At 57.2% G+C, this 19816-nt stretch carries 19 protein-coding genes and 2 pseudogenes; 17 read left to right on the forward strand and 4 right to left on the reverse strand.

What is annotated here, in order from left to right; all coding sequences use genetic code 11:
• Positions 1 to 100 precede the first annotated feature (100 nt).
• Positions 101 to 912, reverse strand: a protein-coding gene (locus HDG33_RS28945; protein ID WP_184037331.1) for an IS5 family transposase whose coding sequence is annotated in 2 segments (ribosomal slippage) — positions 101 to 564 and positions 564 to 912 — 813 coding nt in all. Because the reading frame shifts where the segments join, the coding sequence is not laid out codon by codon here.
• Positions 913 to 2046: 1134 nt separating this feature from the next.
• Here HDG33_RS28945 and HDG33_RS28950 point away from each other — a divergent pair.
• Positions 2047 to 2550 carry a YkgB family protein gene (locus HDG33_RS28950; protein ID WP_184037334.1) on the forward strand — a complete coding sequence of 168 codons (504 nt, stop codon included), beginning with the start codon at positions 2047 to 2049 and terminating at the stop codon, positions 2548 to 2550.
• A 464-nt stretch (positions 2551 to 3014) separates the two neighbouring features.
• Here the strand turns inward: HDG33_RS28950 and HDG33_RS28955 are convergent, their stop codons facing one another.
• The gene (locus HDG33_RS28955) at positions 3015 to 4934 is read right to left on the reverse strand and encodes an FAD-dependent oxidoreductase (RefSeq protein WP_260330614.1); all 1920 of its coding nucleotides are present in this window, start codon (positions 4932 to 4934) and stop codon (positions 3015 to 3017) included.
• 461 nt (positions 4935 to 5395) lie between these two features.
• Between HDG33_RS28955 and HDG33_RS28960 the strand changes: the two genes are divergently transcribed.
• The 4 genes from HDG33_RS28960 to HDG33_RS28975 all read left to right on the forward strand — a co-directional run bounded on the left by HDG33_RS28960 (position 5396) and on the right by HDG33_RS28975 (position 8429).
• Complete coding sequence (locus HDG33_RS28960) at positions 5396 to 5908, forward strand: ACT domain-containing protein (protein WP_260330615.1); 513 nt, start codon at positions 5396 to 5398, stop codon at positions 5906 to 5908.
• Between the two features lie 230 nt (positions 5909 to 6138).
• Entirely contained in the window at positions 6139 to 6756 is a 618-nt protein-coding gene (locus HDG33_RS28965; protein WP_184037337.1) for a nitroreductase family protein, read from the forward strand.
• Between the two features lie 185 nt (positions 6757 to 6941).
• Entirely contained in the window at positions 6942 to 7487 is a 546-nt protein-coding gene (locus HDG33_RS28970; protein ID WP_184037339.1) for a carboxymuconolactone decarboxylase family protein, read from the forward strand.
• Positions 7488 to 7715: 228 nt separating this feature from the next.
• On the forward strand, positions 7716 to 8429 hold the full coding sequence (locus HDG33_RS28975) for an SDR family NAD(P)-dependent oxidoreductase (RefSeq protein ID WP_184037341.1): 714 nt from the start codon (positions 7716 to 7718) through the stop codon (positions 8427 to 8429).
• A gap of 126 nt (positions 8430 to 8555) precedes the next feature.
• Here the strand turns inward: HDG33_RS28975 and HDG33_RS28980 are convergent, their stop codons facing one another.
• Positions 8556 to 9968 carry a PLP-dependent aminotransferase family protein gene (locus tag HDG33_RS28980; protein WP_184037343.1) on the reverse strand — a complete coding sequence of 471 codons (1413 nt, stop codon included), beginning with the start codon at positions 9966 to 9968 and terminating at the stop codon, positions 8556 to 8558.
• Positions 9969 to 10055: 87 nt separating this feature from the next.
• On the opposite strand from HDG33_RS28980, the gene HDG33_RS28985 reads away from it, so the two are divergent.
• Positions 10056 to 10472 (forward strand): cupin domain-containing protein, encoded by a 417-nt coding sequence (locus tag HDG33_RS28985; RefSeq protein ID WP_184037345.1) that lies wholly within the window; start codon positions 10056 to 10058, stop codon positions 10470 to 10472.
• A 4-nt stretch (positions 10473 to 10476) separates the two neighbouring features.
• Positions 10477 to 10938 carry a carboxymuconolactone decarboxylase family protein gene (locus tag HDG33_RS28990; RefSeq protein WP_184037347.1) on the forward strand — a complete coding sequence of 154 codons (462 nt, stop codon included), beginning with the start codon at positions 10477 to 10479 and terminating at the stop codon, positions 10936 to 10938.
• Between the two features lie 416 nt (positions 10939 to 11354).
• Here HDG33_RS28990 and HDG33_RS28995 read toward each other — a convergent pair whose 3' ends face one another.
• Positions 11355 to 11633, reverse strand: coding sequence for a hypothetical protein (locus HDG33_RS28995; protein WP_184037349.1), 279 nt, complete (start codon positions 11631 to 11633; stop codon positions 11355 to 11357).
• A gap of 730 nt (positions 11634 to 12363) precedes the next feature.
• On the opposite strand from HDG33_RS28995, the gene HDG33_RS29000 reads away from it, so the two are divergent.
• The 10 genes and pseudogenes from HDG33_RS29000 to HDG33_RS29035 all read left to right on the forward strand — a co-directional run bounded on the left by HDG33_RS29000 (position 12364) and on the right by HDG33_RS29035 (position 19797).
• Positions 12364 to 13326, forward strand: coding sequence for an AraC family transcriptional regulator (locus HDG33_RS29000; protein WP_184037351.1), 963 nt, complete (start codon positions 12364 to 12366; stop codon positions 13324 to 13326).
• Positions 13327 to 13599: 273 nt separating this feature from the next.
• A complete protein-coding gene (locus tag HDG33_RS29005) occupies positions 13600 to 13779 on the forward strand; it encodes a hypothetical protein (RefSeq protein ID WP_184037353.1) in 180 nt (59 codons plus the stop codon).
• A 67-nt stretch (positions 13780 to 13846) separates the two neighbouring features.
• The gene (locus HDG33_RS29010) at positions 13847 to 14482 is read left to right on the forward strand and encodes a nitroreductase family protein (protein WP_184037356.1); all 636 of its coding nucleotides are present in this window, start codon (positions 13847 to 13849) and stop codon (positions 14480 to 14482) included.
• A gap of 185 nt (positions 14483 to 14667) precedes the next feature.
• Positions 14668 to 15213 (forward strand): carboxymuconolactone decarboxylase family protein, encoded by a 546-nt coding sequence (locus HDG33_RS29015; protein ID WP_184037339.1) that lies wholly within the window; start codon positions 14668 to 14670, stop codon positions 15211 to 15213.
• A gap of 150 nt (positions 15214 to 15363) precedes the next feature.
• Positions 15364 to 16059: a glutathione S-transferase N-terminal domain-containing protein gene (locus HDG33_RS29020; RefSeq protein ID WP_184037359.1), complete on the forward strand. Its 696-nt coding sequence runs from the start codon at positions 15364 to 15366 to the stop codon at positions 16057 to 16059.
• Between the two features lie 162 nt (positions 16060 to 16221).
• A complete protein-coding gene (locus HDG33_RS29025) occupies positions 16222 to 16623 on the forward strand; it encodes a GNAT family N-acetyltransferase (protein ID WP_311548393.1) in 402 nt (133 codons plus the stop codon).
• 240 nt (positions 16624 to 16863) lie between these two features.
• Positions 16864 to 17004, forward strand: a pseudogene (locus HDG33_RS37635) (AraC family transcriptional regulator); the annotation flags it as partial.
• Between the two features lie 113 nt (positions 17005 to 17117).
• Positions 17118 to 18440 (forward strand): IS5 family transposase, encoded by a 1323-nt coding sequence (locus tag HDG33_RS29030; protein ID WP_184037362.1) that lies wholly within the window; start codon positions 17118 to 17120, stop codon positions 18438 to 18440.
• A gap of 40 nt (positions 18441 to 18480) precedes the next feature.
• Positions 18481 to 18762: pseudogene (locus tag HDG33_RS38410) on the forward strand (helix-turn-helix transcriptional regulator); the annotation flags it as partial.
• Between the two features lie 513 nt (positions 18763 to 19275).
• On the forward strand, positions 19276 to 19797 hold the full coding sequence (locus HDG33_RS29035; RefSeq protein ID WP_184037516.1) for an acyloxyacyl hydrolase: 522 nt from the start codon (positions 19276 to 19278) through the stop codon (positions 19795 to 19797).
• The last annotated feature ends 19 nt before the right edge of the window (positions 19798 to 19816 follow it).

A 19816-nucleotide genomic window follows, 5' to 3' on the forward strand; every position in this document is an offset into this window, starting at 1 on the left:
TCCATTCCTCGTCCGAAACATCTGTCGGGTATGGCTTGCGTTCTATCATCCCGCCAGGTTACCAGGTCTGACAGAAAGTGCCTAACACGCTCTAGAAGCGTTAACAAAATGAGTTCTTCAGCTTTCGCCAGCAGATGATGCAGCAGGCGATTTTCATGAAGGCTTCATGGATGAATGCAAGACGTTCAAAACGGATGCGCAGTCGTCGAAAGTTATGGAGCCATGAAATGGTGCGCTCGACAACCCAGCGTGTTTTGCCCAGTCCGCTGCCGTGGGGCTCGCCGCGTCGGGCGATTTCAGTCGCGATGCCGGCTGCGTGTAGCGGACGGCGGTATTTGTCGTGATCGTAGCCTCGGTCGCCCTGAACAATGCGGGGCTTCGAAAGCGGCCGGCCGCGCTTGCCAGCAATGGGCGGGATGGTGTCAACCAGCGGGTGAAGCTGGGTAACATCGTTACGGTTGGCGCCCGTGAGGATTACCGCGAGCGGGATGCCCTGCGCTTCGCTGATGAGGTGGTGCTTTGAACCGGGTCGCGCGCGGTCCGTGGGATTCGGTCCCGTTTTTGACCTGCGCCCACTGCGCGGATCGAGGAGGAATCGACGACGACACGAGACCAGTCAATCTGGTCAGCCGCGCGCAGCTTTGCGAGCAGGACTTCATGCAGTCGCTCCCAGACGCCGGCAGCCTGCCAGTCCCGCAGACGGCGCCAGCAACTCATGCCGCTGCCGCAGCCCATCTCGCGCGGCAGCAGGTCCCAGCGCAGGCCCGTCTGCAGGACGAACAGAATGCCCGTGAGCAGCGCACGATCATCGAGCGGCTTGCGCCCTGAATAACGGCTTCGCCTTGGTTTGGGAGGGGGCAGCAATGGTTCGATGAGTGCCCAAAGTTCGTCGTCGAGTATGGGTTTAGCCATGTCCTTTTCGTCGTCGAAACAATGAAAAGGTTAACAGGATTCATCGAGAGTAAACAGCCCCTTTGTTCATTTTGTTAAGGGCTCTTAAGCTTCGGGCAGACCGGGCGTTGTGCCACGCCGATCGCAGCCCGTGGCTGCTGCCGGTATGGGACATTGCGTTATTTCTCGTATTTCTCGCGAGCTACAGTTCCACGCGGGTTGCCTGGCGCGGCTTCACTTTTCACGTGGACCGCAACGGCATGCTGCATTCAACCGAACGCGTCTCGGAGCCCGGCTAAATGGTATGGGTTCGCCGGGTGCTATCTGTCGTTCAAATGTCTGCGTCACGAGCGTGGCCAACGTCCCAGGATGGCCGAGGGCGTGTGAAAACGCGCTTTGCCTGAGGCCTTCTTAAAAGCCGACCCTCCAGATCGCCGTGTAACGGGCTGGTGGCGACCCGGGAAGGCTAAAGCGACACCCGAAAACCAAGTACTTTTGTGTTTTCACACGCCCTCGGCCGCACGCGGCCTTCCGCAGCCGAGAAGGCGAGCCTTGGCAGAAGTTTTGCCTGACGAACCAGTCCGGGAATGGCGCATACCATCCAGTCGTGTCAGCCTTCCCCGATAAGGTGCTCGGGTCGGCCTGCGCATCGACCTTTTCGAGAGTTGCTCGGCGCTCACTCACGTTACGGCACGCACACTCGCGCTGTCACCAATTTGTGACACGCTTTACCCGAAGGCGTCAGCGATTTCGTCATCTCGATAGCTGCTCCGAATTAGAAAGGACTTTCCGCATCCCTTGGCGTAGCGATATGCCACGATGGTTGGTACTGGCAGCCCATCTGAGAAGAGGAAAGTTACGACGACCGCTCGTCACTGCTCGAATTCGTCCCTGCGGGTCCATCTGGACATCAAACGATACTCACGTATATTTGTTAATCGTGAAGCCAGGGGATATCATTTTCTATATCTGATGCTCACTGAGCACTCCCACGTATAACAGCCACAGATCGATTTGGGCATCAGGATGACGTTCAGTTGGCTTGCTCGTCCCGCCAAGAGTCGCTTTGTCGACGCACGCCCGGATTGCAACACAACCATAAGGCGTTGGCTCCTTCAGCCAAATTCTCAAACCAAATCTAATGGAACGGAAGATATGCTTAAGAACGTACACGTCGCCGAAAAGTATGACAGTTCCGTCTGGCCAGTCGGGATCCTTCGTTGGGCGTTGGTAATCATTTTCCTGTGGTTCGGTTGCATGAAGTTCACTAGTTACGAGGCCCACGGGATTTCTTCATTCATCGTACATAGTCCGATCATGAGTTGGCTCAATACCCTATTCGGCGTCCAAGGTGCGAGCAATGTCATCGGCGTCCTCGAACTGTCGACGGCTGTCGCCCTCATCCTTGGCGCATCTATGCCGATCTTTTCGGCCCTTGGCGCTGCGATGTCGTGCGCGACTTATATCATCACCTTGACGTTCATGTTCAGCACCCCTGGCGTAACCGCGGCTCCCTTAGGCGGATTCCCGTGGCTATCAGGCGATGTCGGGCAATTCCTGCTTAAGGACCTTGTTCTTCTCGCGGCGTCTGCCTGCCTTCTGATGAAGTCAATTCAATTGGCACCAAGCGGCGCTACCGAGGCGGCAGAAATGTCTTGATGGTCTATTTTGACCGATGGCATCCCTTATGCCAGTTAGTCTGAAACAAATCTGGTGTCTATACCAAAGAATGGCGTAGACGCCGGACGCGCACGAGCGGGCGTCGCACCCCAGAACGAACGCAGTTGCGGATTCGGGATCGAAACCGGACGCGCGATTGCCTACCGGCGGCGAGATCGCCGCCGAGCTTAAGCCTTGGGCGTTACTCATCAGGTGGATGAAAGAACACCGAACCCCACTCTAAACGTGCGGTCGCACCTGAACTGCGTCGACCAACCGCTGCCGACAAACAGTTCCATTCCAGAGCAAAAGCAAACGCCCGAGATGGCAGTGCGGAACTGACCTCCTTTCGACAACATTAACGCGCCATCGAGGCACATTACTGCACGAAAGTGTGTGTTGCCATGACGCGCTCAAGAACTCATCAGATTAACCCCAACTACAAGATAGCCTTGGCGATATGTTCAGTGCACACTCATTCGCGTGAGCATCGCGTGAATTTCCGACACGACCGCCGCACCCTCCCCCACCGCGGCCGAAACTCGTTTGATAGACGACGAGCGCACGTCACCTATCGCGAAAACACCAGGCACATTGGTCTGAAATGTAAGGCAACCAGTAGAATCGGACGACGCTACAGCCTTCGTTAAAACAAATCCCCTGTCGTCAACTTCTACCTCGCATTCGCGAAGCCACTTGGTATTTGGATCGGCACCTGTGAACAGAAAGAGATGTCTCGTCGCAATGGACGCATCACGCCCGTTCACCGTCAACGCCAGGCCGCAGAGTCCGTCTTCATCGGTGGACGCTGATTCGATCGTCACGCGTGTATGGATCGTCACATTGCGTAGCGCCATTACGCGATCGATCAGATATCGAGACATACTTTCTTCGAGCCCTTCACGCCTCACGAGTACGTGGACGTGGCTAGCATAGTTCGAGAGGTACACGATTGCCTGCCCGGCTGAATTCCCGCCTCCGACAAGTACAACTTCTGCCTTCTGACAAAGCTTCGCCTCGACCGATGAGGCCCAATAATAGACGCCTTTCGTGGTCTCCAAATCCAGACCACGGATGTCTGGACGACGATAAGAGGCCCCGGTGGCAATCACGACTGAGTGTGCATGGACCAAACGGCCGCCGGTAAGATGCACTGCAAGCGGCGACTCCGCGCACTCCAGCTTCAAGATTTCTGACGGAATCGAAATTTCCGCACCGAACTTTACTGCCTGCATGAATGCCCGGTAGGCCAATGCCTGCCCGGAGACTCCAGCGGGAAAGCCGAGATAGTTTTCGATACGTGCGCTGGCCGCTGCCTGTCCCCCAGCACCATGTGAGTCGAATACTATGACGGACAAGCCTTCTGATGCCGCATACACTGCAGCAGCCAATCCGGCTGGCCCCGCCCCGACTATCGCGACATCGAAAATCTTCGTCGGAGTCAATTCTGGCAAAAGCCCCAGCCTTTCAGCCAAGGTAGCCTCGTCCGGGCAACGCAGTATAGTTCCGTCTGGGAACACCACAATTGGCGTTGATTCCCGCCAATCCGGAAGCTTTGAAAGGACGCTGACGGTTTCTGCATCACTTTCGGTGTCGACCACGCGGTAGGGATGATTTACCCGCCGAAAAAACCCCTCGAGCGCAATTGTCTTGGTGTCTGTCGCAGGCCCGATCAGTACCGGGCCGCTGCCCTCTTGAACGAGCTCTGTGCGACGCAGTATGAGTGCGCGCATGATGATCTCCCCAAGCTGTGCTTCTTCAACCAACAGCGTGCGCGCCTGCGCCGGTGAGATCAGAATCGAGCAGACATCGTCGACCGCGTATCCATCTACAAGATGTGGCTTTCCCGTCAGCTGCGCAGTCTCTCCAACGAATTGTCCTTCGCCTAGCTCAGCCATAAATCGTGATTGCCCGAGTCCATCTCGCCTGGTAAGCAAGACATTGCCACGCAATATAATTCGTAGCCCGAGTCCCGGTTCGCCGGCGCGGAACATGGTGTCGCCCCCTTTCCAAGACTCCACCGTACCAACCTTACGCACCCGTTCGACGTCTGAATCGCTGAGTCGGGGATACATCTGTGGGCGACGCTGCTTGAGTGCAGCCCCTCCCGGCCCGTGCTCTTCCTCGTGCGCGCGACTTCGGTTAAGGTAATAGCCATAATTCGCAGAGCGTCCCTCAGGCGTATTCCGGGATGTGACCGGTACATGACTCGACGGTGCATTGGAGGTGTAGAGACCATAATTTGCGGAAACACCGTGCTTGAGGACAGGGCGCTCCGAGGCGGCATCAGAAAAGTCGCCCGTCCCGCCAGGCGACTGTTCATTCGTAGCATTTTTCGAAGCCTCGGGTTCCAGGTTGAACGGGGATTTTTCGTCTGCATTCATAGAGCATCTGGTTGATAGACTTTCGCCCTCGAGACCGGGCCGCAACGGAGAGCTAGCGGAAGTTGTCCCGGACCTACACCCGAAACGGCCACTGTGACTCTCAATGCTGCGCCACGCCAACGACGCGTCACAACGTTGATCATCTCTGAAGCCGGTCATCCTCCCTGACAGCGAAGCCGCCGCGGTCGTCATGATCCGGATCGCTACAGTCTTGCGCATGCCGCAGATTCCAGCAAGGCCGACGAGGTATCGCCTTCATATCCTCAGGCATGAGCCAACAATACGCTTGCTCTTTGTACACTCATCGGATACGCCACTACGTCGAACAACGTCGAGAGGTTCCAGATTCCGGTGGGTCAGTTTTCCTGACAGCGCACCTTCTGTGCAACCTTCAGCATCCGATCGAGCCATAAGTGCGCTCCTAAGCGATCTAGTGGCAATCCCACTTAATGGCCATCTGTTTGGCCAACGCTTCACGGCTTCAGCCAGACCGCTACTCATCGTGCGATTTGGTCTTTTTGGGATATCAGAACATGCACGAGAGTACTACGAATCTGACGACACTCATCGCATCTATGTCTCCAATCCTCAATCAGGAGCGCGTCGCATTTGTAAGTCTTGCTTTGGGTGAAAGAGCTCCTGAAGGCATCCCGGGCAGCGCGATCATCGGGACTTTTCGGGAGCAAGAAGGACTAACTGTTTTTGTGGAGCTGGGAGTAGCGGAGCGATTCAATTTGAAAATTACGTTTCGTGCAGCATGGATAACTTTGCTGCTTCGCTCGGACCTGACTTCCGCGGGGCTTACGGCTTTGTTCTCCGGTGCACTAGGCGCTGTCGGAATCAGCTGCAATGTAGTCGCCGCAACCTATCACGATCACATATTTGTGCCGCTCGAAGCTGCCGAGGATGCGATGTCCGTCCTTGAGCAACTCCAGCGCGACGCCGCGAACCAGTCTGGCACGACACTGCAATAAACCGTGACGCGCTGCTTGGGCCGCTCGGCAACTAGAGGCCACGTCAAGTGCAGCAGCGAAGTTCGTCGGTATGCTTCACGGGCGAATCTCGCAAAGGAGGACCGGTCGCAACCCGGTCATCCATAGGGCAATCAACCGAAGCATAGAAGGAAACACCCCGTCGAAATCTAATCAGTTGCCACCACTACGCAAGTACTGTTGTCCCTCAACTTATAACCAACGCACCCACCATGACCAATGCTGTCATCGAATGTATCCTGAGCCGTAGCGCCGCCAAGTACTACGACCCCGCCGCCACCTTGAGCGACGACCAGATTCGCGAACTGGTGCGTATCGGCACCTCGGCGCCCACGTCCTTTCACTTGCAGAACTGGCGCTTCATCGCCGTCCGTACACCCGAAGCCAAGGCCAAGCTCAGTCCGATCGCCTGGAATCAGCCCGCGATCACCGATGCCGCCGTTACCTTCATCGTCTGCGGCCAGCTGGCCGATTCGAGCGTGATACCTGATCGCCTGGCTCCTCTGGTCGAAGCCGGCGTCATGCCGGCAGAGATGGTGCCGGAATGGGAAATCCCGGCGCGCGGTCTGTACAAGGAGCACCCCCAGCGGCAGCGAGACGAAGCAGTGCGCAGTGGCACCTTTGGCGCAGCAGCGATGATCTATGCGGCCCGCTCACTTGGACTGGGTTCCACTCCGATGATCGGTTTCGATGCCGAAGCCGTGCACCGTGAGTTTGGTTTGGCCGACGACGAAGTGCCGGTCATGTTGTTGACAGTAGGTGCAGAGCGTTCGGGAAATTGGGCACAAAAGCCGCGCCGCCCCGTGGGCGATGTTTTGGACCTGGTATGAGTGCGTCGCCGCAGCAGCGACCGCGGCGACAGATTAACCGGCCAGCAAGTGAGGGGCAATCACACACCACTTCCCACTTGAAGGCCTAACCAGCTTCGACCCTGCCTTGGGCACGAAGTAAGCCGACGGAGAGCTCCTACATGGACTTCTCTCACTTAGTAAAATGTTGCTTAAGGAGTACTGAGATGCCGAGAACTGTTGCACTATCGCCGGAACAGGTGCCAGCTGAGTCAAAACCGACTCTCGATGCCTTTACGAAAAACATCGGATTCACTCCGACCATGATGGCATCCTTCGCACAAAGCCCGATCGCGTTCAACGCGTGGGCGACCCTGCTTGGGTCCTTGAGTAAGGCGCTCGACGTGAAGACGCGCGACAGTATTGGTCTAGCTGTCTCCGAGGTGAATGGCTGCAACTACTGTCTGTCAGTCCACAGCTTTACGGCCAAGCATATGGCTCAACTGCCGCCGGAAGAAGTCGTTCTCGCCCGGAAGGGCCACGCGAGCGATCCGAAGCGGGACGCCGCCGTCCAGTTCGCGCGCAAGGTCATCGAGACACGCGGCCAGGTCACTGACGCCGATCTGAAAACCGTCCGCGATGCCGGGTACACGGATGCGAACGTCATGGAGATCGTCGCGCTGGTCGCCATGTATTCCCTGACGAACTTCTTCAACAACGTGTTTGACCCCGAGAAAGACTTTCCCGCCGTTACACCGGCTGGATCCATCTAAACCTTCTGCGCTCGTAACGGAAATCCAAACGATTTCCTGACGGTTTCAACTGATGCGAGCGCAACGCCAAAGCGTCAATCGGGCGGATGCGCCGTCACCTCTGGCTGCAGTTGGCAAACAAGCCAGTTGGTGTGCGCGAAATCCAGCTTGACGCATCTATGTCCGGCGTGGGCGGAGCTGCAAGCTAGGATGCTCTTACAGCCCCGCCATAAGCTTACTGAGGACAATATGAGCAGCACATCACAAAAAGTTGTCGTCGTAACCGGTGCCTCGCAAGGCATAGGCCGCGAAGTCGTCAAGATGTTTCAGAGGCTCGACTATCGCATTGTCGCCACTGCGCGCTCAATCAAACCGTCGGACGAGCCGAATTTTATGACCATCGCCGGTGATATTGGCGACCCGGTAACCGCGCAACGCGTGATTTCCGAAACCATCGCGCGTTTTGGCCGGATTGACACATTGGTGAACAACGCAGGCATCTACATCGGCAAACCGTTCACGGAAAACACACTCGAAGATTACGCAGCAGTGGTGAACGTAAATCTGTCAGGCTTCTATCACATCACTCAGCTCGCCATCGCGGAAATGGAAAAACATTCGAGCGGCCATGTAGTTAGCGTCACGGCAAGCATAATTGACGCTCCGCGCACCGGTGTGTATTCGGTTCTCGCGGCCTTGACCAAGGGAGGTCTGAACGCGGCTACGAAGTCGCTGGCGATCGAGTACGCAAGAAAAGGGATTCGCGTGAACGCCGTCGCGCCCGGACTCATCAAGTCGCCGATGCATGCACTCGAGACCCATAAGGCACTGGGAACCTTGCATCCATTGGGGCGCATGGGCGACATGAGCGATATCGCTAACGCAATCCTCTTTCTTGATTCCGCACCATTTGTCACAGGCGAAATCCTGCACGTCGACGGCGGCCTGAGCGCCGGTCATTAGCCGTTTGCCGGGCACGGCAAGCCGGTGTGGTTTCATGTCCGACATCTACGCGCTTGCACCAGCAGGCGATGCGGGTATGCCCCAAGTGCATCATAGCGAAAGAAAGCCTTCGGGCAAGCGGCGCGCCTACGAGAGCTTCCGGATCAGCTGTTGCAAACGATCACACGCATTGGGAAGTTGCCGTTCAATCGCAGTGGGCACGCCGAGGAGGAGTCCCGATCGCTGTGTGTCCTCGGAACAATACCATCGTGACAAAGGCCCCGGTGCCAGCCCGTAGGCATATGCGGCCCGGACGATCCTCTTATCGTCCACGCCATCGGCAAGCCTGAGCACCACTGCAAGTCCGGATGGATAGACCTCCAACCCCTTGGCTTCCAGAGTCGCCAGAACCGCGTTGCTTCGGCTCGCATAGATTCGCTTCATCCGGCGCAAATGCCGCATATAGTGCCCATCTCGCATGAATTCCGCCGTCGCCAATTGCACGGCCGGACCGGGAGCGGTGGCGAGACAGGCCACGACTTCTTCAAACCGCGATACGAGGGAAGCTGGCGCAACTACGAACCCGAGCCGAAGTGTCGGGCTGATGGTCTTACTGAAAGACCCTATATGAATCACCCGGCCCGCTCGATCCAGCGATCCAAGGGCGGGCGCCGCGCGCCGTCTCAGCTGAAGTTCACCCAGGTAATCGTCTTCAATGATCCAGGCATCGGCATTCCCTGCCCATTCCAGGAGCCGAACGCGTCGGGCAAGCGACAATGTCGGACCTAAAGGCGCCTGCTGCCCGGGCGTTACGAGAGCAATCGCAGCGTCCGGTGCGTGCCGTTCGCCGTAGGCGACGTCGAGCCCGTCTTCGTCTACCGGAACGGGAACCGTCTCGAGCCGCGAAAGCTCCAATGCCATGCGACTGGGGAGAAATCCCGGGTTCTCGACCCATGCCTTTCGACCTTCCGGTTGTATTACTCGGAGTGCGACGCCAAGCGCCCCTGTAAACCCTCCCGAGATGAAAATTTGCGAGGGCAAACATTCAATGCCGCGCGACAAAGCCAGATGGGCCGCGATTTCTCGCCGCAGTTCATGTTCGCCGCGAGGGTCAGGATAGGACGCGAGCGCTTCGACCTCGTCACGTGCCGCACGAGCTCTGAGCCGCGCAAACAAGATACGAGGGAAACAGTCCGACGCTGGTACTCCATTCTGAAAGATGGCAGACCCGGGCAGGAAGTGTTGATATAAGGCAGATGGTTGATTCGTCTCGATGGAACGCGCGGGTTCCGCGGAAGGACGCGCCATGCTCGTATGGTCGGAGACTCGGGTCCCGCCCGCGCCAGATGAAACGACCAACTGCGCATCGGTCAGCCGCTCATACGCTGTCCGGACCGTGCCGCGGGCCACTCCGAGCTGTGTAGCCAAGTCCACCCACGACGGCAGCCTGGCACCAGGAACAAGTATTCCACTTTCGATCGCACCAATGATGCACAGTCGGATCTGCTCTGACAGCGAGGTCTTGGACGCACGGTCAAGCGTCAGATTCAGAATAGTCATAGCCCATGGTCCAATAAAAATTTACGTTCTTGGTCCTTTTCGGTGAACTTGTAACAGTTCATGATTCTAACGTTCAAGGATCTGATCATGAAAATTCGTAGCATTCTTGCTTCTCTTGTCGTCGCCATGAGTTCGGGCTATGCCGGTGCCGCCGCGGCTCACGATGTCAGCGAAACGGTCAAGCCGAATGTCTCAAGGGTGCTACCAAACATTCCCGGGAAGTCTCTAACGGCCGTGGAAGTCGTCTACCCCCCCGGTGGCACCTCACAGCCTCACACGCATGCCAAATCGGCATTCATCTACGCATACGTCGTTTCGGGCAGCGTAGTCAGCAAAGTGAACAACGAGCCTGAGCACGTCTACAAGGCGGGCGAGAGCTTCTTCGAGGAACCCGGCTCCCTACACGCAGTGAGCCGCAATGCGAGCAAGACGAAGCCCGCGAAGCTACTTGCGGTCTTCGTTGTCGATTCGGATGATAAGCAACTGACGACCAACGTCAAGTAGGAGAGTGAAAGTGAGATTGGACTACATGAAAACTTCGCCCGGCGGTGTGAAGGCGTTTGGTGGCGTTTATGGTTACGTACTGGAGTCGGGGCTTGAAGACGTCCTCATTGACCTTGTCTATCTGCGGGTGAGCCAGATCAATGGTTGTGCTTACTGCCTCGACAAACATACTGAGGACTTGATCAAGAAGAACGTAACGCCAGCAAAGCTGGCCCTCGTGCAAGCTTGGCGTGAGGCGGAAACGATGTTCACTGACCGTGAAAGAGCTGCTCTGGCATGGGCGGAGTCAGTAACCCTCGTAGCCGATACCCACGTGCCGGAAGACGACTTCACTACCGTCGCCGCAGTGTTCAGCGAGAAAGAGCTCGCCGACCTCACAATGGCCATTAGCTTGATGAACGCCTATAACCGCCTAGCCATCAGCTTTCGTCGCACGCCTGACTCTGTGTTGTCAGTGAAAGGCTGACGCCGTGGCTATCGAATAGCGATCGGAAAGACGGAGAAACGCCTCTGACAGTCGGCGTTTCTCCCATTAGGCGCCAAGACCGCATCATCATCGCGGATTTACATTTCCGCAGACGGTCGAAGACGAAAAAGAGGTACAGGTAGTAGCGCCGCCTCCTTACGTAAAGTATCTGAACGGATCATCGGCACAGAGGAGCAAAACGCCGTTTTGTCTCGAGCGAGAAGTTCATCCGGCCACTAGTGTCGCCTGGACGATTTAGACGTATGGCCTCTCCCCTATCACGCGGTCAGACCGGACACCGCATGCGGAGAGCACGTGCATCGATCATCTTCACCGTTAACAAACCTATACGCACGTATCTCAAATAGAGACTTTGATTTCGTTGCACTGGTGAAGTATTCAAAGTTTAATTGAACCTAGGACAGCAGGTTCATCGGGAAGTGGTTGCGTGATCGGCGACCAAGAGATTGCGAAAAAAGCAACGAGGCTGAATTGACCTGCCGTTGATCGATTTTATCCGGACGTAAATGAATACGCTGGATCGATGGAGGAGTCGACATGTGCGGATTGCACCAACTAACGCATTCCGGAAATTCATTCTCGATCTGCAGCAGGCTGTCAAAAGGATTCCGCGGACGGCGATCGCAACAATGGGTCGCCAAACGATTATTGGCAAAAACCGGGAAACCATCCATGGCACTTTCAAATTCAGAACGACAAAGACAGTATCGGGAGAGGCGGCTTGGCGTTGGAGGAAAACATGAACGTATCAGTTGCCTCGTATCTATTGCTACGAAGCGAAGTCTAGAACGTCTTGCATTTCATTTCGATCGAACGATTACCGGGACAATTGAGATGCTGATTAACGAGAGGACAAATGAAGTGCTTAGTCAGCTTGACGAAGATGGACAGCAGCGCTTCTTTTCACAAGGATTTGTGTCAGAGGACTCATAGCGAACCAATCAGAGGCGCGATGAAGCAGCTTTCGTGGACCTACAGCGCCCGCCGTTAAAAAAACAAAGCAGGCAGATCTCCGCGAGGCGGCGAAGTATCGTCGCCCGATTAAATTCATCGCGCACTCGTCATTGTCATCGGCAGAACGACCGATAAAGACTGCGATCGTGTCCAACTCTCGTCGTCAAATCGATGCGACATTCCGATGAGATTAACCGGCCGGAGACGCTGCCAGGGACGACGAGACGCTTGTTGCAAATCCACGATCTCGGCGGGCCATAGTATCTGGTCAAACTTGCGATGCCATCATTTTAAGTGCGTCTGTTGTATCTGCGCGAGCAGTTCGACAGGTTCAACGCTAGACGAGGAACCCTGCTATGCGTTTCCTGCCGGGACGAAATAGAACGAGATTGTCGCTGGCTGCGAGAGCCCGCTGGCACGACGTTAGAGCGTTTCAATTTTCAAGGTCATATGTCTCAAATCGACTGGCTGAGCCATCTCTTGCAAATGATCACCATCGCGGGCCAGCTCGAAGTACGCTGCGCCTATGGCTCGCCCTGGCAGGTGGCCTGGGGTAAGTCTGCGGCCCATGAAATTCCGTACCACGTCGTCCTGAAAGGCCGGGCCATTATTGAGGATCCGGAGGCACGAACCACCAGGGAACTGGGGAGCGGAGACATCGTGCTGGTGACTCGCGGGTCAGCCCACGTGCTCCATGATGGCAGCGGGCATGCACCAGGCCCTACCTATAATCGCCAGGTTTCTGCAGGCTGGACGCTCAGCCAGAACGACGGCGATGGCGATGGCGAGCATCTGGATATGTTATGCGGCCGATTTTTCATCGGATCGCCCCACGACCGGCTGATTCGCGATTATCTCCCGACGAATCTGGTGGTACGGGCGGCGGCCGGATCGGCGGAACAGGGGCCTGTGTCTGCGTCGAACCACTTGGCCAGTCTTGTAGCGCTGATGCGCGAGGAATCCGCCAGCGACAAACCGGGCGGGCTCGCCATCCTCAACTCCCTTTCTTCAGCGCTATTTACACTCACGCTGCGTGCGGCGAGTGAATCCGAGCAGGCCCCCGCAGGCCTGCTCGCGCTTGCTGGTCATCCACGACTGGCGCCTGCCATTTCCGCCATGTTCACCGATCCAGCGCGGCCGTGGAATCTGCCTGATCTGGCTGGCTTGTGCGGCATGTCACGCGCCACCTTCATGCGGCAGTTTCAGGACAAGCTTGGACGCTCGGCCACCGAAATGCTCACCGACATCCGCATGAGCCGCGCAGCCAATGAGCTCAAGAAGCCGGCGATGAGCACAGAAGCCGTGGCTGACTCAGTCGGATACCGATCCGTGGCGGCATTTCGGCGCGCGTTCACCGATAAGATAGGCATGACACCGGGGCAATGGCGCAGCCAGGCGCGCGACGGAGGGTAATGCGCTTCGCATTTGATCCACAGTCCGGAAGACGCTCTCGCAAGGCTGTCGCTGCCGATGCCGCCCGTAGCGCCCTCGCGAAAACGCACGTCTTCATGTTCGAGCATTCGACTGAGTCGACTACATCGTACTTAACTGCACCGGCATTGAGGAATGGATTGCCTCGTTGATTTGATCCTTTCTAGCATTTGATTGAGTAAATACAGTCTCGAAATCGGTATCTGGCGGCCTTACAGTAGAGACTCATAACTACCTGATGAAGGCGTCCCCACGATGAGCCGTTTCCCTGTTCCGGTCATTGAGTCCGCAATCGGCGCGACCGCTGATAGCTATGTGCGGGTCAGCAACGTTGCCAGCGCCCAAGTCCCGAACGCGTTCACCGCGTCTGGGTCACCTTCGACGGCTTCAATGGACCAGCTCAATCAAGCCGAACGCGTACAGCGTTTTGAATGACAACAGCTCTGCATAGAACAAGAGCAATCTTGTAGCCGAACCTGTCGCCTAAACCATAGGAATCAGCATGACCAACGCAACCATCAAGACCAATGCCGTCATCGAATGTATCCTGAGCCGTAGCGCCGCCAAGTACTACGACCCCGCCGCCACCTTGAGCGACGACCAGATTCGCGAACTGGTGCGTATCGGCACCTCGGCGCCCACGTCCTTTCACTTGCAGAACTGGCGCTTCATCGCCGTCCGTACACCCGAAGCCAAGGCCAAGCTCAGTCCGATCGCCTGGAATCAGCCCGCGATCACCGATGCCGCCGTTACCTTCATCGTCTGCGGCCAGCTGGCCGATTCGAGCGTGATACCTGATCGCCTGGCTCCTCTGGTCGAAGCCGGCGTCATGCCGGCAGAGATGGTGCCGGAATGGGAAATCCCGGCGCGCGGTCTGTACAAGGAGCACCCCCAGCGGCAGCGAGACGAAGCAGTGCGCAGTGGCACCTTTGGCGCAGCAGCGATGATCTATGCGGCCCGCTCACTTGGACTGGGTTCCACTCCGATGATCGGTTTCGATGCCGAAGCCGTGCACCGTGAGTTTGGTTTGGCCGACGACGAAGTGCCGGTCATGTTGTTGACAGTAGGTGCAGAGCGTTCGGGAAATTGGGCACAAAAGCCGCGCCGCCCCGTGGGCGATGTTTTGGACCTGGTATGAGTGCGTCGCCGCAGCAGCGACCGCGGCGACAGATTAACCGGCCAGCAAGTGAGGGGCAATCACACACCACTTCCCACTTGAAGGCCTAACCAGCTTCGACCCTGCCTTGGGCACGAAGTAAGCCGACGGAGAGCTCCTACATGGACTTCTCTCACTTAGTAAAATGTTGCTTAAGGAGTACTGAGATGCCGAGAACTGTTGCACTATCGCCGGAACAGGTGCCAGCTGAGTCAAAACCGACTCTCGATGCCTTTACGAAAAACATCGGATTCACTCCGACCATGATGGCATCCTTCGCACAAAGCCCGATCGCGTTCAACGCGTGGGCGACCCTGCTTGGGTCCTTGAGTAAGGCGCTCGACGTGAAGACGCGCGACAGTATTGGTCTAGCTGTCTCCGAGGTGAATGGCTGCAACTACTGTCTGTCAGTCCACAGCTTTACGGCCAAGCATATGGCTCAACTGCCGCCGGAAGAAGTCGTTCTCGCCCGGAAGGGCCACGCGAGCGATCCGAAGCGGGACGCCGCCGTCCAGTTCGCGCGCAAGGTCATCGAGACACGCGGCCAGGTCACTGACGCCGATCTGAAAACCGTCCGCGATGCCGGGTACACGGATGCGAACGTCATGGAGATCGTCGCGCTGGTCGCCATGTATTCCCTGACGAACTTCTTCAACAACGTGTTTGACCCCGAGAAAGACTTTCCCGCCGTTACACCGGCTGGCTCGATCTGAGACCCTACCTGGTTGCATGAGCCGTCTCGCGGAGCTCCTGGAGCCCCCGCGTGATGCGCGCATGGCACCGAAGCCCGGGCACCCAAAGGAAAGAGCCTTGCGAAGGCGGACAAGGCCTTTCGTACAAACGACTGAGTCCAGGAGCAAAAAGTGACACTCAATCATTCAGTTTTCACGCGCTGGCCGGCGAAGCACCGTGATAGGCTCCAGCTCTTTTCCCTTCCAACACCCAACGGCGTGAAGGTCGGGATCATGCTGGAGGAGACAGGTCTCGCCTATGAGCCGCACCGCATCGACATTCTCGCAAACGAGAACCAGGATTCGGCTTTTCTAGCGCTCAACCCTAATGGCAAGATTCCAGCGATCTTCGACCCCAATGGGCCCAGCGGCCGTCCACTCGCATTGTTCGAATCGGGAGCAATCCTGATCTATCTCGCCGACAAGACCGGACGGTTCCTCTCGGGCGATCCTAACAGGCGCTACGAAACAATCCAGTGGCTGATGTGGCAGATGGGTGGTGTGGGGCCGATGTTCGGCCAGGTTGGCTTCTTCAACAAATTCGCCGGTAAGGCATACGAGGACAAGCGCCCGCGCGATCGCTACGCCACCGAGTCAGCACGTCTGCTCGGCGTTCTAGACGAACGGCTGGTGACTCGTCAATGGGTAATGGACTACGGATATAGCATTGCGGACATCTCGCTGCTCGGGTGGGTGCGCAACTTGATCGGCTTCTATGAGGCACGGGAACTCGTCGGATTCGACCGGTTCAAGAACGTCCAACGATGGCTCGACGATGGTCTCTCGCGGCCAGCGGTACAGCGCGGACTGCAAGTGACGGCTGCATAACGAAGGGCCGAAAGGATAAGGTGCTTACAGCGGCTATTGATCACCGCGGACGATGGCCAGTGCATGAACACATTCCATGTCTCATCATCCCTAGCGTTCTTATTTGAGGAGCATTCTATGCAATCAATCGAAATCCGAGCCGTCTAGAGCGCCGATTTTAATATCTGGCTTCCGCTGTGGAAAGGCTATCAGCGATTTTACGAAGTGGATATCCCGGAGGCCGTTACCCTCCAGACGTGGGCACGCTTCTTAGATCCGGCAGAACCAATGTACGCAGCGCTTGCCATCGCAGGAGAACAAGTGTTAGGGCTGGTGCATTTGATCTACCACCGATCGACCTGGACGACCGGCAACTATTGCTATCTTCAGAACCTATTCGTTGCCGACAATGCGCGTGGCCGCGGCGTCGGCTGGGCGCTGATCGAGCACGTTTTCGTCGATGCGAGACGCAATGGGGCGGCCCGTGTGCATTGGTTGACGCACGAATCCAACGATAACGCGATGCAGCTTTACGACCGCATCATTGATTGCTCGGGGTTTCAGTATCGAAAACAATTCACGTGATAACTCGCGCGGGCTCGGCTTCAGGGCTCGCTCGCCGCCGCGCCATCCTTGTGGAAACAGCATCAGGATCATGGTTTGAGGCGCACCAGGCCCGATTTGGCCGCACACGCGGCAGCGTGATGGTCAACAGATGTGCTACTAGCATACGATGCTAGAGCGTCGCAAGTTGCGAAGGTCCTATGTCTCAAGTCGACTGGCTGAGCCATCTCCTGCAAGCGATCACCATCGCCGGCCTGCTACGCCCTTTCTTCAGCGCTGTTCACACTCACGCTACGGGCGACGAGTGAATCCGAGCAGGCCCCCGCAGGCCTGCTCGCGCTTGCTGGTCATCCACGACTGGCGCCCGCCATTTCCGCCATGTTCCCCTATCCAGTCGAGCCTGAACAATCCGGTGAGCCTTATATGGCATGGCTTTGGGGCCGAACTGGTGTTGTGGGAATTGCAGAGACCTGGCATATTGATGCGTGAATCCTGCAAATCCTGACGAGGTGCAGATGGGTCCGAAGCCGCCTGTAACTGAGCGAGATTTCTTCCGGCAACCGCTGCGAGAACAGATCAACCTGAAGCATCCGTTGGTACGCCTGACTGAGCTGATCAACTGGGAGCGGCTGGACGCATTGATGAGAGAAAGCTTCGTGTCGCACAAGGGGCGGCCAGCGACGTCGCCGCGCCTGATTGCCGGACTGCTGTATCTGCAGCATGCGTTCGACCTGTCCGACGAAGAGGTGGTCTGGCAATGGGTGGAGAACCCGTATTGGCAGGTGTTCACCGGCGAAACCTATTTGCAAACCGAACCGCCGATCGATCCGTCGAGCCTGACGCGCTGGAGGAAGCGCCTGGGCGAAGCCGGCGTTGAGGAGTTGCTGGCGGAGACGATCGACGCAGCCAGACGTGCCGGCGTGATCAAGGCGTCGAGCGTGAAGCGGGTGATCGTCGACACCACGGTCATGGAGAAAGCGATTGCCCATCCAACCGACTCGCGATTGCTTGAGCGGTGTCGCGAACACCTTGTGAAGGCCGCGGCGCGGCACGGACTGAAGCTCAGGCAGAACTACAACCGCGAAGCACCACGGCTTGCATTGCAGATTGGCCGCTACGCGCACGCGAAGCAGTTCAAACGAATGAGAAAGGCACTGCGCACGCTGCGCTCCCGGGTTGGTCGCGTCATGCGTGACGTGGAACGCCAGGCCGGCCAGGTAGGCGGCAGCGGTCATGCGGCGCTGCTGGATCTGGTTGCTCGCACGAAGCGCATCCTGTCGCAAAAGCCGAAGGACAAAAACAAGCTGTATGCGCTGCACGCGCCGGAAGTCGAGTGTCTGGCCAAGGGTAAGGCACGCACCCCTTACGAGTTCGGCGTGAAAGTGTCGATCACGACAACACACAAGGAAGGGCTGGTGGTCGGCATGCGCTCGATGCCGGGCAATCCATACGACGGGCATACGCTGGCTGAAGCGCTGGAACAGGCCGAGATCCTGAGTGACATGAAGCCCGAGGTGGTAATCGTGGATCGTGGTTACAAGGGCGTCGCCATCGACGGCGTGAAGATCTACCACCCGGGTTTGCGGCGCGGCATCACACGCACACTACGCGCGATGATCAGGCGGCGCAGCGCGATCGAGCCAGCCATTGGCCATATGAAGATGGACGGAAAACTCGATCGGAACTGGCTCAAAGGCGCGCTCGGCGATGCGATGCACGCGGTGCTGTGCGGCGCTGGCTACAACCTGCGGATGATCCTCCGGAAGCTGCGGCTTCTTTGCGCCTTCGTTCTCGCCGCTCTGATCAACCGCCGGATTGCCGCCGACGTGATGGTGTGATGCCGGTGGCACGAGAAACGAATTGTTCAGGGCCGACTATCCAGCGCGGCCGCGGAAGCTGCCTCATCTCGCTGACTTGTCCGGCATGTCACGCGCCACTTTCATGCGGCACTTTCAGACAAGCTCGGGCGATCCGCCATCGACATGATCACCGACATTGCGCATGAGCCGGGCCGCCAATGGGCTCAAGAAGCAGGCGATGAGCATGGAAGCCGTGGCTGACTCAGTCGGGTAGCGATCCGTCGCGGCATTTCGGCGCGCGTTCACCGATAAGATAGGCATGACACCGGGGCAATGGCGCCGTCTCATGAGCGCAGGCTAGGATCAGCGGCTGCCTTCAACGTCGCATACTCGAAATCACATATCAGGTTGACCTCGCGGTACACGCATCGCAAGGCCGATCACCGCTGCGCATCCAGCAGTTCGCGTGTCGCCTCAATCAGACCCTGCAGTTCAACTGCGTTAGCGTTGAACATACAGGCCGAAATGCCATGCTCCGGCAAAACCCCGTCTTATGCGATTTCGCCTTACCGCCATGAGCCGCAATGCGCGCGTACAGCTTGCGTTTCATCGTGCCGGTGAATCTTCTATACGCACGTATAGCCGCGTCAACGCTCCAGGACGTCTCGTACATGGATAAACTTATTCACAACAGTCAGCCGTAAAAACGCTACATTACGTCGATGCGCGGTCCCGATCCCGTCGGGTTCCGCGTAAGCTCAACCTATCACCAAATCGAACACAAGTGAAGAATCTAAAAGGACTTTTCGGGCATCCAATTGTTCGTGGCTTCTCCGGCTTAACGTCTCGTTCACTTATTGGAGCCGCCTCCTTGATGGCGTTCTCATTCGCCGCACCAGGACCTGCTCGTGCGGATCAGTTTGGAGTACAGGTCGCGGGCGGCATCGCAAACAGTCATGACGTGCGCGAGAGCAAGGTCGATCTCGGTGGCGTGTGGGATCCACAGTGGTCCTGGTGGGAGATCGGCGGCTGGCACTTCGCGGCAGTCTTCGAAGGGCATGTTGCTTACTGGCACTCGAGCACGGCGGATGTGCATGACAATGTTTTTGAGTTTGGCGTGACGCCCGTCTTCCGTTTCATCAAAAGTAGTGGAGCGATTCGCCCTTTCGTTGAGGCTGGAGTCGGCGTCCGACTGCTTTCACACCCCTCAATTTCCAGCCACTACATGATGTCCAGTGCTTTTCAGTTTGCAGACATGGTCGGCGTCGGAGCAAGCTTTGGGAGCCACCAACAGTATGCGGCCGGTTTTCGCTTCCAGCATCTATCTAACGCGAGCATCAAGGAGCCAAATCCTGGCATCGACTTCGAGCAGCTATATGTTCAATATAATTTGTGACCACTTTGGTTGACGGTCA

Origin of the sequence: Paraburkholderia sp. Cpub6 (assembly GCF_014201065.1) — a bacterium.
GTDB classification, from domain to species: domain Bacteria; phylum Pseudomonadota; class Gammaproteobacteria; order Burkholderiales; family Burkholderiaceae; genus Paraburkholderia; species Paraburkholderia tuberum.